General features: G+C 31.9%; 12 protein-coding genes and 1 other RNA gene. 9 read left to right on the top strand and 4 right to left on the bottom strand.

The window, feature by feature from the left end:
- From PQF96_RS27910 to PQF96_RS27885, 6 genes are all read left to right on the top strand, one after another.
- Window positions 1–2,490: Ig-like domain-containing protein (locus PQF96_RS27910; protein ID WP_271770293.1), on the top strand; the 2,490-nt coding region annotated here is incomplete at its 5' end.
- 608 nt (window positions 2,491–3,098) lie between these two features.
- The gene (locus PQF96_RS27905; RefSeq protein ID WP_271770291.1) at window positions 3,099–3,416 is read left to right on the top strand and encodes a hypothetical protein; all 318 of its coding nucleotides are present in this window, start codon (window positions 3,099–3,101) and stop codon (window positions 3,414–3,416) included.
- A gap of 36 nt (window positions 3,417–3,452) precedes the next feature.
- Window positions 3,453–4,409, top strand: coding sequence for a PorP/SprF family type IX secretion system membrane protein (locus PQF96_RS27900; RefSeq protein WP_271770289.1), 957 nt, complete (start codon window positions 3,453–3,455; stop codon window positions 4,407–4,409).
- A gap of 174 nt (window positions 4,410–4,583) precedes the next feature.
- Window positions 4,584–5,399 carry a mechanosensitive ion channel family protein gene (locus PQF96_RS27895; protein WP_271770287.1) on the top strand — a complete coding sequence of 272 codons (816 nt, stop codon included), beginning with the start codon at window positions 4,584–4,586 and terminating at the stop codon, window positions 5,397–5,399.
- Window positions 5,400–7,315: 1,916 nt separating this feature from the next.
- Window positions 7,316–7,972, top strand: a complete 657-nt coding sequence (locus tag PQF96_RS27890; RefSeq protein WP_271770285.1) for a TrmH family RNA methyltransferase — start codon at window positions 7,316–7,318, stop codon at window positions 7,970–7,972.
- A gap of 39 nt (window positions 7,973–8,011) precedes the next feature.
- Window positions 8,012–8,377, top strand: coding sequence for a VOC family protein (locus tag PQF96_RS27885; RefSeq protein WP_109435444.1), 366 nt, complete (start codon window positions 8,012–8,014; stop codon window positions 8,375–8,377).
- A 66-nt stretch (window positions 8,378–8,443) separates the two neighbouring features.
- On the opposite strand, the gene PQF96_RS27880 is transcribed toward PQF96_RS27885, so the two are convergent.
- The 3 genes from PQF96_RS27880 to PQF96_RS27870 form a co-directional block, all read right to left on the bottom strand.
- The gene (locus PQF96_RS27880) at window positions 8,444–9,208 is read right to left on the bottom strand and encodes a carboxypeptidase-like regulatory domain-containing protein (protein ID WP_109435443.1); all 765 of its coding nucleotides are present in this window, start codon (window positions 9,206–9,208) and stop codon (window positions 8,444–8,446) included.
- A gap of 134 nt (window positions 9,209–9,342) precedes the next feature.
- A complete protein-coding gene (locus PQF96_RS27875; protein WP_271770282.1) occupies window positions 9,343–11,106 on the bottom strand; it encodes a DEAD/DEAH box helicase in 1,764 nt (587 codons plus the stop codon).
- Window positions 11,107–11,309: 203 nt separating this feature from the next.
- A complete protein-coding gene (locus PQF96_RS27870) occupies window positions 11,310–12,362 on the bottom strand; it encodes a glutaminyl-peptide cyclotransferase (protein WP_143916279.1) in 1,053 nt (350 codons plus the stop codon).
- 88 nt (window positions 12,363–12,450) lie between these two features.
- Here PQF96_RS27870 and ffs point away from each other — a divergent pair.
- From ffs to fsa, 3 genes are all read left to right on the top strand, one after another.
- Window positions 12,451–12,549: signal recognition particle sRNA small type (gene ffs, locus PQF96_RS27865), an RNA gene on the top strand.
- A gap of 98 nt (window positions 12,550–12,647) precedes the next feature.
- Window positions 12,648–13,469 (top strand): SDR family oxidoreductase, encoded by an 822-nt coding sequence (locus PQF96_RS27860; protein WP_271770280.1) that lies wholly within the window; start codon window positions 12,648–12,650, stop codon window positions 13,467–13,469.
- A gap of 162 nt (window positions 13,470–13,631) precedes the next feature.
- Entirely contained in the window at window positions 13,632–14,285 is a 654-nt protein-coding gene (fsa, locus tag PQF96_RS27855; RefSeq protein WP_109435440.1) for a fructose-6-phosphate aldolase, read from the top strand.
- A 64-nt stretch (window positions 14,286–14,349) separates the two neighbouring features.
- Here the strand turns inward: fsa and PQF96_RS27850 are convergent, their stop codons facing one another.
- Window positions 14,350–15,795, bottom strand: coding sequence for a peroxiredoxin family protein (locus tag PQF96_RS27850; RefSeq protein WP_271770278.1), 1,446 nt, complete (start codon window positions 15,793–15,795; stop codon window positions 14,350–14,352).
- Window positions 15,796–15,800 lie beyond the last annotated feature (5 nt).

The following is a 15,800-nucleotide window of genomic DNA, read 5'->3' as shown; positions in this document are numbered from 1 at the left end:
GGATGTCCTGATGCTACAGCGACTAGAGATGTAACCATTACCGCACCACCTACAGCAGGAACCCTATCGGGAACTCAAGAAGCATGTATTGCCGGTACGACTACTTTTAGCTCAACAGAAGCTGGAGGAAGCTGGAGTTCAGCAAACACATCAATCGCAACGATTAATTCAAGCACCGGACTGATTACCGGAGTAGCAGCCGGTACAGTGACGATGACCTATACGATAAGTGGTACAGGCGGTTGTCCTGATGCTACCGCGACTAGAGATGTAACCATTACCGCACCACCTACAGCAGGAACCCTATCCGGAACTCAGGAAGCATGTATCGCCGGTACGACAACCTTTAGCTCAACAGAGGCAGGAGGAAGTTGGAGTTCAGCCGATATTAGCATAGCAACGATCAACGCAAGCACCGGACTGATTACCGGAGTTGCAGCAGGTACGGTAACGATGACCTATACAGTAAGTGGTACAGGCGGTTGTCCTGATGCTACCGCGACTAGAGATGTAACCATTACCGCACCACCTACAGCAGGAACACTATCTGGAACTCAGGAAGCCTGTATTGCCGGTACAACTACTTTTAGTTCAACAGAAGCAGGAGGAAGCTGGAGTTCAGCAAACACATCAATCGCTACGATTAATTCAAGCACTGGAGTTATCACCGGAGTAGCAGCCGGTACGGTAACGATGACCTATACAGTAAGTGGTACAGGGGGATGTCCTGATGCTACTGCAACCAGGGATGTAACCATTACCGCACCACCAGTTGCTGGAACTCTATCCGGAACTCAGGAAGCCTGTATTGCCGGTACGACTACTTTTAGTTCAACAGAAGCAGGCGGAAGCTGGAGTTCAGCCGATATTACTATAGCAACCATCAACGCAAGCACCGGACTGATTACCGGAGTAGCAGCCGGTACAGTGACCATGACCTATACGGTAAGTGGTACAGGGGGATGTCCTGATGCTACTGCAACCAGGGATGTAACCATTACCGCACCACCTACAGCAGGAACCCTATCTGGAACTCAGGAAGCCTGTATTGCCGGTACGACTACTTTTAGCTCTACAGAAGCAGGCGGAAGCTGGAGTTCAGCAAACACATCAATCGCAACCATCAACGCAAGCACTGGACTGATTACGGGAGTAGCAGCGGGTACGGTGACCATGACCTATACAGTAAGCGGTACAGGCGGTTGTCCTGATGCTACTGCGACCAGGGATGTAACCATAACAGCAGTACCAACTATTAGCATTACAAGCGGGCCAACTTGTTCAGCAGATAAAATAACATATTCAATGGAAGTTACTGTTAGTGGTGGAGTTGTGACAAGTACAACTGGAATAGTAACAAATGTTTCGGGTAATATATGGAGTATTACAAATATTATATCAGGAGATAATGTGGATATTACAGTAACTACTGTCAGTTGCCAAGAAATGATTTCAATAAATTCTCCTTCATGCATTACTGCTAATGATGATAATGTAATTATAGCGGGAGATACGGGTGGTAACTCGACTAATATTGTTGATAACAATGACACTATTAATGGTAATGGAGCTACTCTAGGAGTAGATGTAGTTATTACTTCCATATTAGACCCAAATCCAAGCGATGGTGTCAGTCTTGATATTGCAACAGGTGAAATATTAGTATTGCCTGGTACACCACCAGGAGATTATACAATCAGATATAGTTTATGTAGTATAGCTATACCTATTGATTGTGATGACGCGATAATAAATGTTAGAGTTGGAAATGTAAATAGTATATCAAATTTAGAATTAACCAAGGTAGGTGTTTATATAGATGCCAATAATGATAACGTTTTAAATGTAGGAGATGAAATAGAATATTCTTTTACAGTTGAAAATAATGGGAATGTAGATATAACAAATATTGTTCTTATAGATTCATTAGAAGGAATAGAAGTTATCGGAGGTCCTATAGATTTGGAAGTAGGAGAAATAGATGTGAATAGTTTTACAGCTACTTATATTTTAACAGAAGAAGATATACTTTTAGGAGAAGTAGCCAATCAAGCAACTGTAATTGGTCAAAATCCTAATGGAGAGGATGTGACCGATATGTCAGACGATCCTTCAAATGATACTAATATTGATATAGATAATGATGGAGATTTTGAAGATGAAACAGTTACTGTAATTCGTATGGATGATGAGATTATTGTATATTCTGGTGTGACTCCTAATGGGGATGGAGTTAACGATGTATTTATGATAAATGGAATAGAAAAATATGAAAATACATTAGAGGTTTATAATCGTTGGGGAGTCAAAGTATTTGAAGCTGATGATTATGGAAGAAATGATAATTTTTTCAGAGGAGTTTCTAAGGGTAGATCAACTATAAAAGAGAGTGAAGAGTTACCTGTAGGGACATATTATTATGTGCTTGAATATATTTTAGCATCTGGAGAAAGAAAAAATAAAGCAGGCTATTTATATATTCATAGATAGTAGCTTTTCAAGTTTTAATTAGTAATAATAAACTATAATAAAATGAAAAACACACATTGTTAATTTAAATAGGGTAGTCGGTACTGATTGCCCTATTTGATAAAGAATCTTTGATATTGGAAATCAAGTAGTTGAAGTAGGCTTACGGTTTTAGCGTATTTATTTTGATGTATGAGTGAAGTACCAATTAAAGTTTTATCTATAAATTTATGATGTTAAAAGAAATATAATATAATTGATATTGTTCTAAAACAATAGGTTTTTAATAGAAGAATTTTATCTTAATTATATTGTTTTCTTACCTCTTTATCATGGATTTTTGATAGTCAACTAAGTTTGTTAAAATGGCTAAAATTGATATGATAGTACAAAATATTATACGGTGATATTATTTTAAAAAAAATAATACTGAAAACCATATTTTATAACAATTCAAGGAACCTTGATTTTATGAATGTATTCTTTGTTATACAAAATGATGAATAAGTATAATTGGTATTCTTCTTTTTGAAGAAAAAATAAAAAAAACAATCCCGCTATTATAAAACTTTGGCGAGCTAGTAATTAGTGGGGGTCTGAGTAACGATAAATCTAATATAATAACCACTATGAGGTTTCAATTTTTTACATCATTAGATGTATGTAGTTTTTTTTCTTCAAACGATATCAATCAAGATATCAATCAAGATATCAATTCAAACTCTATTCAAGAACAAATAAAAGTTACCTCTAATTATTCTATATTTTTTTTAATAGGAATACTTGCTTTTTTATTATGTACATATTTATTTATAGCATATTCATTTTTAGAAACCTCTTCTTCATTAATACTCAATAAACATGATGATATACGAATTGATAGCAAAAATGTTATCATTTATAAAAATGGCAAATATGCAAATGATATCTCAATGATATATTTATAATCTTTTATCAAGATTAGGTATACTAAATTGTCGTCTATGAAAATTATACATATAATAATTACTATAGTACTTTTGAATGTTGTGTTTCATAATAGTTATGCGCAGCAAGATGCTCAGTATACTCAATATATGTATAATACTATTAGTGTTAACCCTGCCTATGCCGGAAGTCGAGGAGTACTTAGTATTATGGGATTGCATCGTAGTCAATGGGTTGGTTTGGATGGTGCACCTCGTACTCAGACATTAACAATTAATACCCCCATGGGAACTAATGAACGTTTAGGGTTAGGATTGTCAATCGTTAATGATGAAATTGGTCCAACGGATGAAACTTATTTTGGTATCGATTTTTCATACACAATACCACTATCTGAAAGAGGAAAACTGAGTTTGGGAATTAAAGCAGGAGGGCATTTACTAAATGTTGATTTCCAACGATTATCTCAGTTTAACGGTAATGATGCTTTATTTGAAAATAATATTGATAATAAATTTAGTCCACAAATAGGAGTAGGGTTTTACTATCATACTGATAAATTTTATTTTGGTTTAAGTGCTCCTAGTCTCTTAGAAACTAATCATTTTGATGAAAGTAGTACAAGTACTGATAGTGAAGCGGTTAGCTTTTTGGCAGAAGAACGTATTAACTATTATTTGATAACTGGTTATGTATTTGATCTAAATGATAATTTAAAGTTTAAACCAGCAGTATTAGGTAAATTGGTTTTTGGAGCACCATTACAAGTTGATGTTTCTGCAAATTTTTTGATGTATGAACGGTTAACTTTAGGAGTTGCCTATCGCTGGAGTGCAGCTGTGACAGGTCAGATAGGTTTTCAAATATCTGACGCATTAATGATTGGTTTAGCCTATGATAGAGAAACAACTGAACTGGGACAAACACAATTTAATGATGGGAGCTATGAAGTAATGTTAAGATTCGAGCTCTTTAAAAAATATAATAGAATGTTAACTCCTCGCTTCTTTTAAATCATTATTTTTCCTAATATAGTGGTTGATAGAAAAAATCAATTTGATAATGTTATTTCCAAAATGATTAGTTATTCTTTTTAAGAATTTATATATAAATTTTATATTCAAAAAAAGAATAATAATAAACATAATAATATTCTGTTATCAATACACAACTAACACTCTAAACAAATGGAAAAAGCTCAAGAATGGTTTAATTATGGTATCGAATTAGCAAAAGAATTTGGTCCAAAGCTAGTTACTGCAATTTTAATTTTTATTATAGGATCATGGGTAATAAAAAAAATGATAGGAAGTGCTGGACGAATAATGGCTAAAGGGAAGTATGATGAATCTTTGCAGAAATTTTTATTAAATCTTGTAAATTGGGCCTTAAAAATATTTTTAATTATCCTTGTGATTTCCAGATTAGGGATAGATGTCACTACGTTTGCTGCTGTAATTGCTGCTGCTGGTTTAGCTGTTGGTTTAGCATTACAAGGATCCCTATCTAATTTTGCTGGTGGAGTACTTATCATGATTTTTAGACCTTATAAAATAGGGGATTTTATTGAAGCACAAGGAGTAGTAGGATCTGTAAAAGAAATTGAGATTTTTACAACAAAATTAATTACACCAGGAAATAAATTGGCTATTATACCTAATGGAGCTCTTGCAAATGGTAATATCATTAATTATACTGCTGAAGGTATGATGAGAGTAGACCTTACTATAGGTATCGGTTATGATGAAGATATTAAACAGGCCAAAGAAGTATTGTTACAAGTATTAGTATCTAATCCAAAAGTTCTACAAGATCCCGCACCATCAGTAAATGTATCTCAATTGGGAGAGAGCTCTGTCGATTTTGCTGTCAGACCTTATTGTGCTCCAGAAGAATATTGGAATGTATATTTTGAAACGTTAGAAAACTGTAAACTTGCTCTAGATAAAGCAGGAATAGAAATTCCTTATCCTCATTCTGTAGAAATTCAAAAGAAAGCTTAGTAATAAAGAGAGAGAAATATATCAGGAGTTTAATGTGTATATTCTTCTTAAAAGCTATAAAACTAATTAACTATCGGAAAACTAGAGTATTGTAATTATTTTGAGGGTTTAATGCAGCTTGTTTTCCATAATTTGACGTTTTTTAAAAAAAATAAAAACGGATAAAAAGCGTTAAATTGTAGTTAAAAATGACTTTATTTAATTTTTGTTGAAGAATATTCTTACTTTTTTTATTTGTTGAAAATTACTGCTATTAAATTTCAAATCATTGTTTTTTAGGTGTTTATGACTTTTTTTGATTAGAATTTTAATTTATGTTATTTGGATTTTTTAGCGTATAAACGGGATAAAGAGTTTTTATGGTTTAACCGTAATAATTAGGTGTTTTTGTCGTATGTGTGTTTGGCAAATTGTGATTATCTTTAAGTATTGTTTTTTAGTAAAACATGAAATATAGTTTAGAAGAATAAAAACTTATTTTCTTACCCCTACCTTTTGGTTTTTATATTCTATATATTTTTAATTTGTAAACACGTAGTAAGGTCAAATAAAATCTATATATGTAAATATATATCATATATTTTTATTGATATATAAGCAATATATGTACTATTTGTTTAGTACATGAATTATGATGAAAATAAAAATTGGTAAATAGTAAAATATGTTTTGGACAATTAGCTAGGAGTGTTTTTTATAAAAATTATACTGTACACTAGACTAGATGTTTAAACAAAACAACCCCGCAATTGTAAAACTTTGGCGAGCCAACAAAAGCAGGGTCTGAATAACGATTAATTTAAAAATTAACCATTATGAGTGGATTATTAATTCTTGCAATTACAAGATATAATTTATGGTCTTGTTTTAATGAGACTTGTCTTTCCTTAAAAGAAAAGAAGATACATTCTTTTGGTAATTTTTCAAGTGCGAAATATAGGTATTCTTTATCTTTTTTACGGTATTCCCGTAAGTTTTTTAGCACTTTCTTAACAGTTTTTTTAACAGAGTTTAGAGCTTCTACATGCTATAAGAATATAGTTTATAGTTGTAATAATTTGATTTTCAGTGTTTTTTTTGTTTTTAAAAAGATGACGTTAAGCGATATATTTTTCCCTATTCATAAAACTAGTTTATCAGGTTTTTACAAGATTGAGGAAATGCGTTATGATATATAATATTGAAGAAGAAAAATAAAACCAATTACAATATTTATGTGATTGATTATAAAGTACATTTTGACAATGTGTTTACTATAAACCTCCTGTTGTTAGGGGTAATTTCAGGAGGTTTTAATTTAAAAAGTAGCATTTGTATTGTCAAATAAATAAAATGAAACTAATTATTAAAATATAATTAGTTATAAGGTTACATTTTGACAATGTGTTTACTATAAACCTCCTGTTTTTAGGGGTAATTTCGGGAGGTTTTATATTAATTTACAACTAGTCAGAAAAAAAATAAATAACTAATGGAGATTAGTTATAAGAGTACATTTTGACAATGTGTTTACTATAAACCTCCTGTTTTTAGGGGTAATTGCGGGAGGTTTTATATTAGTTAGCTTTATTGATCAGATAAAAATATAAAGTAGCTGATAACTATTTAGTTATTAGTTATAAAAATACATTTTGACAATGTGTTTACTATAAACCTCTCGTTTTTAGGGGTAATTGCGGGAGGTTTTATATTGTCAAAAATCAAATGATTTCATATTTTAATTTTACGTGTTTTTAAAATCTGAATTTTAGATCTAGGATTACATTATCATTTTAATTTCTATTAATGTGATATGTATTCCTATGTTAATATAAATTAAGTTAAATTAAGTAGATGGGCAGAGGGTTGTTTGATAAAACTATCAGACGACCCTCTTTTTTGAGTTTATAAGTATATTGTTTTATATTTTAGCAGCTATGATAGATATAAAACTGCTTGAATATTTAGAATCTTTTCTTACTCCTAGACGACAATATCTTAATAAAAAAGTTTTGGACAATAGAACAAATTATTTTACAGTTGCTGTAGAAGATGTATACCAATTACATAATACAAGTGCGGTGATACGAAGTTGTGATGTGTTTGGTGTTCAGAATGTACATGTAATTGAAGAGGTAAATGTAAAACGGATAGATAGAGAAATTGCTATGGGAGCACAAAAATGGGTTGATATTAACCGGTATTCATCTACAAAAGAATGTATTGATGTTCTTAAAGCTAAAGGATATCAAATTGTGGCAACCTCTCCGCATGATGACTCAAAGGTTTTAGGAGATTTTAATATTAATCAACCCGCTGCTTTTTTCTTTGGAAGAGAGCAACAGGGGTTGAGTGATGAAGTACTTGAAGCTGCAGATAGTAGATTACATATACCTATGGTTGGTTTTACAGAAAGCCTAAATATTTCGGTGTCTGCTGCAATTATACTGCAACATGTGACTTCTCAACTTAGGGATACAGAAATTAAATGGCAATTGCAAGAAGAAGAAAAACTACTAAAGCGAATGGAATGGGCGAAGAAAGTTATTAAAAGTCATGAGCAAATTATTGCACGTTACCATGATAATAAGTAAATTTCAAATAAATAAAATAACAGTTAAACGTTTTATATTATGATAGCATGGTTCGAAATTCCCGTTACTGATATGAATAGAGCAAAAGCTTTTTATGAAAAAGTATTCGATATTGAGATTTCCATACATGACATGGATGGGTTGCAAATGGGATGGTTTCCTAATAAAAATCAATCTGGTATTGCTACAGGATCTTTAGTTGAGGCAGAAGGTCATTATACTCCAAGTGAGAATGGGGTTTTAGTATATTTTTCTTGTACAGATGTATCAAATGAAATGAGTAGAGTAGAAGATGCTGGAGGAAAAGTAGTTCTAAATAAAAAGCAAATTTCTGAAGAACATGGTTATATGGCTTATTTTATAGATTCAGAAGGTAATAGAATTGCACTACACTCTTCAAATTAAAAAATAATCAGGTTTTATTTATGATATGAAGACGTACTTTATAAATAACACTTCTAATTTAATCTTTTATTTTCTGTCTAAAATTTTGTATTCTTCATAACATTCACTTATTGCATCGAGGATTTGAAGATCATTAGCGAATTTTATAAAATCGATAGAATAGTTACAATTGCGAAGTATTTCATCTATATCTAAACGTTCTACCTGGAGTAATGCTGTTAATGTCGCACGATCAAACTTGGTTTCCAAAAGATTTCTGATTTCATCATCTTTTTTCATCTTACGAAGCTTTCTGAGCTCTTTAGATCGTTTACTAAAAATGTTATAGAGAAAATCTGCAGGATTAAATATTGCTCCTAAAACTTTATTGACAGCTCCGGGTTGTTTGCTGCCTCCTTCATAACCAGAATTTAATCCAGAAATACTATATCTATAGTTGTTGTAAATAGGAATTCTTTTAGCATCAATCTCCAGATAACCAGTTAGCTGTACATCGGCAACTACAACTTCTTCTAAGGCAATACCTAGTTCGGTCATTTTAATTTTAACTTCTCCAAACTTAATCCAATCATTGGTAACTCTAACCCGTAATGGCTTGTATCCGATATAAGAAAAATAAAGAGTATCATTTACTTTAGCAGGAATATTAAAATTTCCAGAATCATCAGTAATAGTACCAATTACCTGACTAAGGTTCACAATATGAACATTTTCTAATGTTTGGTCTGTAGCAGCATTTAATACCTTACCTGATACAGCTTCAGAATTATTGTCCTGTGCAAAAGAGGTTATACCAATGATTAGTGCTATGTAAAATAATATTCTCTTCATGTATTATAATATGACGTTCATTTTTTAATAATATAACATAAAAATCGCGCCAAAAATCATATTACTTTGTTAAACCTTGGTATTCAATAGATTAATTTTTAAAAAATATTGAACACCAAGACATATCATTTGATTTATCTGCGATCGCTACGCTTTCTTCGATCTCTTCTTTGATTTCCTCCACTACCTCTGTCTTCATTAGAGTCAAAGCGCTTTTTACCTTTTGGTTTAAAGTCGTTACTTCTACGTTTTCCTTTATATCCTCCACCATCATCACGACGGCGTCTTCCGCCTCTTCGGCCAGAATCTTTAGAAATTTCTACATTAACTTTTCTGCCTTCCATTTTGAAATTTTCAAAAACAGAAAGGACAAGTTCTTGATGCTCAGCATTAGTATTAAAGAATGAAAAACTTTCTTTTACATCTACCCGACTTAAAGAATCACTTCCTAACGACAAGACATCTTTAAGGAAGTCTTTTAAAGTCATCCAATCAAATCCATCTTTTTCTCCTACATTGATAAAATAACGAGTACTGCCATCATTGTTTCTAGAATTACCCTCTCGATCACTGCCTATAGCATTTAGATCTCTTGATTTTTTATAATAATTATGAAAACGTGAGAATTCTACTGAAAAGAATTTTTTAATCAATTCTTCCTTAGAAAACTCTTCTAATACTTCATTAATAGAAGGTAAGTAACTATCAATTTCATGATTTATTTCTGCTTTTCCGATATCACTTGCCAAGTGAAATAACTGAACCTGGCATATTTCTTCTCCACTTGGGATTTCTTTTTTCTCAAAATTCTTTTTGATGATTCGTTCTACAGACTTAATTTTTCTAACTTCACTTTTAGAAACAATGACCATAGAAACTCCACTTTTCCCTGCACGTCCAGTTCTTCCGCTTCGGTGGGTATACGTTTCTATCTCGTCAGGAAGTTGATAATTAATAACATGGGTTACGTCATCAACATCAATCCCTCTTGCAGCAACATCTGTAGCAACCAACATTTGAATTTGTCGATTTCTAAAGCTTTTCATTACCAAATCACGCTGATTTTGACTTAAATCACCATGTAAAGCAGCAGCGTTGTATCCATCCTCAATAAGATTTTCTGCTACTTTTTGTGTATCTCTTTTGGTACGACAGAATACCACAGAAAAAATATCAGGATTGGCATCTGATAAACGTTTTAAGGCTGCGTATCGGTCACGAGAGTTTACTACATAATATTCGTGAGAAACGTTTTTAGATCCTGTGTTTTTATGACCTACAGTAATTTCTATAGGTGTACTCATGAAACGTTTTGCAATTGTAGACACCTCTTTTGGCATGGTGGCTGAGAATAACCAAGTGTTTTTGTCTTTTGGAGTATGAGATAAAATAGCATTAATATCCTCATAGAATCCCATGTTTAACATTTCATCTGCTTCATCTAATATGCAGTAACCAATGTTAGAAATATCAACCAATTTACGATTGATCATATCTTGCATTCTTCCAGGAGTAGCAACAATGATCTGCGCACCACGTTTTATTTGTTTTGCCTGATCAGTTATACTTGCCCCTCCATAAATGGCTACAGTATGTAATCCTGGGACATGTTTAGAGTAATTTTTAAGTTCATTGGTAATTTGTAAACATAGTTCACGAGTAGGAGAAAGGATTAATCCTTGTGTAATTCTACTCTTATTATCTACTTTTTCAATTAAAGGAAAACCAAAAGCAGCTGTTTTTCCTGTACCGGTTTGCGCTAACGCAACGATATCTGTATCTTCATTAAGCAAAATAGGGATTGCCTTTTCCTGTACCTCACTCGGGGTTTCGAAACCCATATCATTCACCGCCTTTATAATGGCTTCACCTAGGCCTAATGCTTCAAATTTATTCATATAGCTAAAAATAAGCCGCAAAGGTACGGTTTATTATCTGTCTATTACAATAACGAGGTACTTATTATAGTGTTGCAATTCGTATTAAAGTTAGGGCTGATAATTTTACGTGTTTCTAAACCCATTTTTTGAATGGTGTGAATAGTTTGATAGTCTTAAAATTTGGTTAATTCATTTGAATTTAGGTGCTTATGCTTATTTTTTTATTGCTTTATTACTTCAATTTCAAAAATTTTATCCCAATTTTTACCAGTTACAAAAAGATGTTTGGTATCTGCCTTATATGCTATACCATTTAAGACATCCAGATTTTGATGTTGTAATACTTTTTTACGCAAGCCACTTAAGTTAATGACTGCTTCTAAAGCACCGTTTTTTGGATTAATTATAGCGATACCATCTTTTTGCCAAGTATTTGCGTAAATTTTACCTTCCACCCATTCCAGTTCATTAAACCTTGATTTAGCACCTTTATTTGTGGTTACTTCGATATAACGCTTTTCTGCAAGTGTATTGGCATCAAGAATCCATATTTTTTGAGTACCATCGCTTTTATAAATATCGGTACCATTATTACACAAGCCCCAACCTTCTTTACTTTGATTATATGCAAAAGTTCCTGTTTTTTTTAAAGTTGTGAGATCATAAATGAACCCTTCTTTTGCAGTCCATGTTAATTGAAATATTTTATCATTTAATATGGTAATTCCTTCAGCAAAATATTGCTTGTCAATATCTTTTTTCACCAGAACTTCTCCTGTTTTGTAATTGACCTTTCTTAATGTAGATTTTCCTTTTTGTCCTGTACTCTCATAAAGAGTATCTCCAAAAAATTCTAAACCTTGAGTAAAAGCTTCTTTGTCATGCGGGTATTCTGCAATTATTTTGTAGCTGTATAATTTAGGAGATGCATTATTAAGAAAAGTTATCTTTTTGGTAATGGTATCTATGTTACCGCCATAGAATACTTGAGCTTTTAGTACATGATTTCCTAATCTTTCAGTGTCTATTTTTTCTTCATATTTAAAATCATTTTTTACAATGACTCTCTTATCATCTAATACATATGCTACAGAGTCAATTTTAATATTCTGTTTATTTGTAATATCAGCTTTTATCGTCTGACCAAGTACGAATTTGGTTTGATTATCTTCTGTAATGATGGAAAAATATTTTTTTTTCTTCTCCTGATTGCTGCCGCATGAAAAGATAAATAGACTTAATATAATGATGACGAAGGAGTTATGAATCTTCATTTGTGTGGTTAAATTTTGAAGCAAGATATTTATTTTAATTGGGTTTAAAAAATCATTGTTTTATTTACTAAAGATTGTATCTTTGCACCGGCAAGTCCTACACAACTAGCTCCTGTTGAATCCTCCAGGGCGGGAACGCAGCAAAGGTAGACGGTTGTAGCAGTGTGATGTAGGTAGCTTGCCTTTTTTTGTACAATAAATTTGACAAATTCTCACTCTTTTCTTATTTATAATTCATCAATTCTTTAGTCGAAATTCGTAAATCAGAATTGTATATTTGCGTATATGAACACAAATCAAAATACCACTGTTGTTTTAATCACCGGCGGCTCCTCAGGAATAGGGAAATCAATAGGTGCATACCTTACAGAAAAAGGATATATAGTATATGGTACAAGTCGTAATCCTTCAAGGTTTCCTGATTTTAATATGTTTAGCCTCCTTCAGTTAGATGTGGCTGATACTGATAGTATTACATCTGCGGTTAAGATAATTGAAGAAAAACATGGACGTTTGGATGTGTTGATAAATAATGCAGGTGCGGGGATTACTGGTCCTATAGAAGAGATTCCAGAAGAAGAAATAATTAGAAACTTTACGACAAATTATTTTGGACCAATTAACGTAACGAAGGCTGTATTACCTCTAATGCGAAAACAAGGTAGTGGTTTGGTAATTAACATAACTTCTATAGCAGGATATATGGGATTGCCATATCGTGGAATTTATAGTGCTTCCAAGGCTGCTTTGGAAATGACTACTGAAGCATGGCGAATGGAATTAAAGAGTTTTAATATCGAAATGACCAATGTAGCTCCGGGAGATTTTGCTACAAATATTGCTGCGGGTCGATACCATGCTCCGGTTATAGATGGTTCTCCGTATGAGAAACCATATGGGGATACTTTAAAGTTAATGGATGGACATGTCGATTCTGGTAGCAATCCTTTAGAAATGGCAGAAGCTGTTTTTAAAATTATTAAAAGCAAAAAACCTAAGGTGCATTATAAAGTGGGAGTATTTATGCAAAAATTCTCAATTGTGCTAAAACGAATTTTGCCGGATAAGATGTATGAGAAAATGTTGATGAATCATTATAAGTTATAATTTTTACACTGTAGGTATAAAATTGGCTATATATACCTGATGAAAAATAAGTTGAGATAGAAAAGAAATCTCTAAATAAACGAAAAGATTGTTTACCGCAACAATGATTATTTTTATATTCGCGGTCTATAATAAAAACACAACAATTTTAAACATAGTACTATGAAATTTTTTATTGATACAGCTAATCTTGATCAAATTAAAGAAGCGCAGGATTTAGGAGTTTTGGATGGAGTAACTACAAATCCGTCTTTGATGGCTAAAGAAGGTATCACTGGTAAAGAAAATATAATTAATCACTATAAGAAAATATGTGATATTGTAACTGGAGATGTTAGTGCAGAAGTGATCTCTACTGATTTTGAAGGTATGATAAAAGAAGGAGAAGAATTAGCAAAACTTCACGATCAAATTATTGTAAAAGTACCAATGATTAAAGAAGGAGTAAAAGCAATTAAATATTTTAGTGATAAAGGTATAAAAACTAACTGTACTCTAGTTTTTTCTGCGGGTCAGGCTTTGCTGGCCGCTAAAGCGGGAGCTACTTATGTTTCCCCATTTATAGGAAGATTAGATGATATTTCTACAGATGGTCTTAATCTTATTGCAGAAATTAGATTGATTTATGATAATTATGGTTTTGATACTCAGATATTAGCTGCATCTGTTAGACATACAATGCATGTAATCGATTGTGCTAAAATAGGAGCTGATGTGATGACTGGTCCTCTATCTTCAATAGAAGGTTTATTAAAACATCCATTAACAGATATTGGACTTGCTAAATTTCTTGAAGATTATAAAAAAGGAAATTAAAGAAAAAGAATACATCTTTTAAAAAGTATTTAGAAAGAAAGCTACTCTTCAAATGGGTGGCTTTTTAGTTTTCTAAACTTGCCAATTGAGTATATTGCATTAATTGTTTTTCAAAAATAGAAGCAAATAAATTAGCCTTAGCATTTATGATTTTACCTTCATTATCAACAAGGATTACTTTGTTTCTATAATGTATTACAAGTTCTTCTGATGAGCATTTAGGATACTTAAACTCATATTCGTAATTCAGGTTGTAGTGATGCCTTTTGATTGTTTTTAACCAGTTTTTTGTTTGTTCATCGTCAGTATTTACTGCAATAAAATCGATACCGGGATATAAAGTTTTTAAGTATTCTGCTTTTTTATGAGCTCTTACATAATGATCTTTACTTTCCATAGACCAAAAATACAGTGCAGTAATTGGTTTATTAAAAAGAGAAGATAGTTTTACGACTTCTCCTTTTGAAGTAATTAATTCTTGATCAGGAATAATATGATTTGGTCTTAATTTTGAAATTGAACGAGTAAGTTTTCTTAATTCCCGTTGAGATCTTTTATTAGAGCTTACTGATAAATAGTGTTTTAATATTTTATCAGAATCAGGATTGTTTTGACTTTCTAATAAAAAATTAGTAGTCGCCCGTCTTAGTAAACTATTTTTTATATAGGGATGATCTACCAAGCTATCAATTAAATTTAGTTTGTGTATGATACTTCCTACTTCACCTCTGTATTGTGATAGTTCATTAGAATAATTTGCCAGGGAAGAATTTGTAAAATAATAATTTAGATATCTGTTATATGCATACAATCTTTTTAATTCATCATCATTAAGATTTATGCTGACTCTATAGTCAAAAAAGGATTCTGGAAGATCCCTTGTAGCATCCAGACCTCCAATACCGTAACGGCCATGATAATAGAGTTCATGTCTGGTGTAATAATCTAATATAAAACTAGCTTGAGTAAGTTTTTTGGCTAAATCGCTTAATTCATATTTATTCGTAAGTTTTTCAAACCTCTTTAGTTTGTATCTTAAAAGAGAATCCTGATCCTTTTTAAAATAAGAGGGAGAAAATTGTAAACCAGTTCTTTTTAATTTTTGACGTTCCATTTCATTTTGAATAAACATTTCGATCAAGAAATTGTTTTTTCCCGCACCATCTCCTGTGAAAACAAGAGATTCATCAAATTCTAATGTATTTAATCGTATAAGAATACTATCTCCTTTTTCAAGAAGAACAACTTGGTTCTCAGGATTATGTCTGAATGAATATAATCCGTTTTCTAAATTTTCAATTTTATGTAAAAACCTATTATTTTTATCTAATAAAATAGTATCTCTATAATCGTACCCTTTTGATAATATAACATAATTGGTGTTTGGGTTCACAATTTCTCCGCCAAAATAAGTGTATTCTCGTTTACTGTTTTCTGGAGTGTCACAACTCCATAGTAAACAGGAAAGGAAAGAAGCTTGAGCAAAATATTTTAATACGGAAAATTGCATTTTGG

Source organism: Aquimarina algiphila (assembly GCF_947494415.1).
In the GTDB taxonomy this organism is placed as follows: domain Bacteria; phylum Bacteroidota; class Bacteroidia; order Flavobacteriales; family Flavobacteriaceae; genus Aquimarina; species Aquimarina algiphila.
This window is presented reverse-complemented; position numbering and strand designations above follow the sequence as displayed.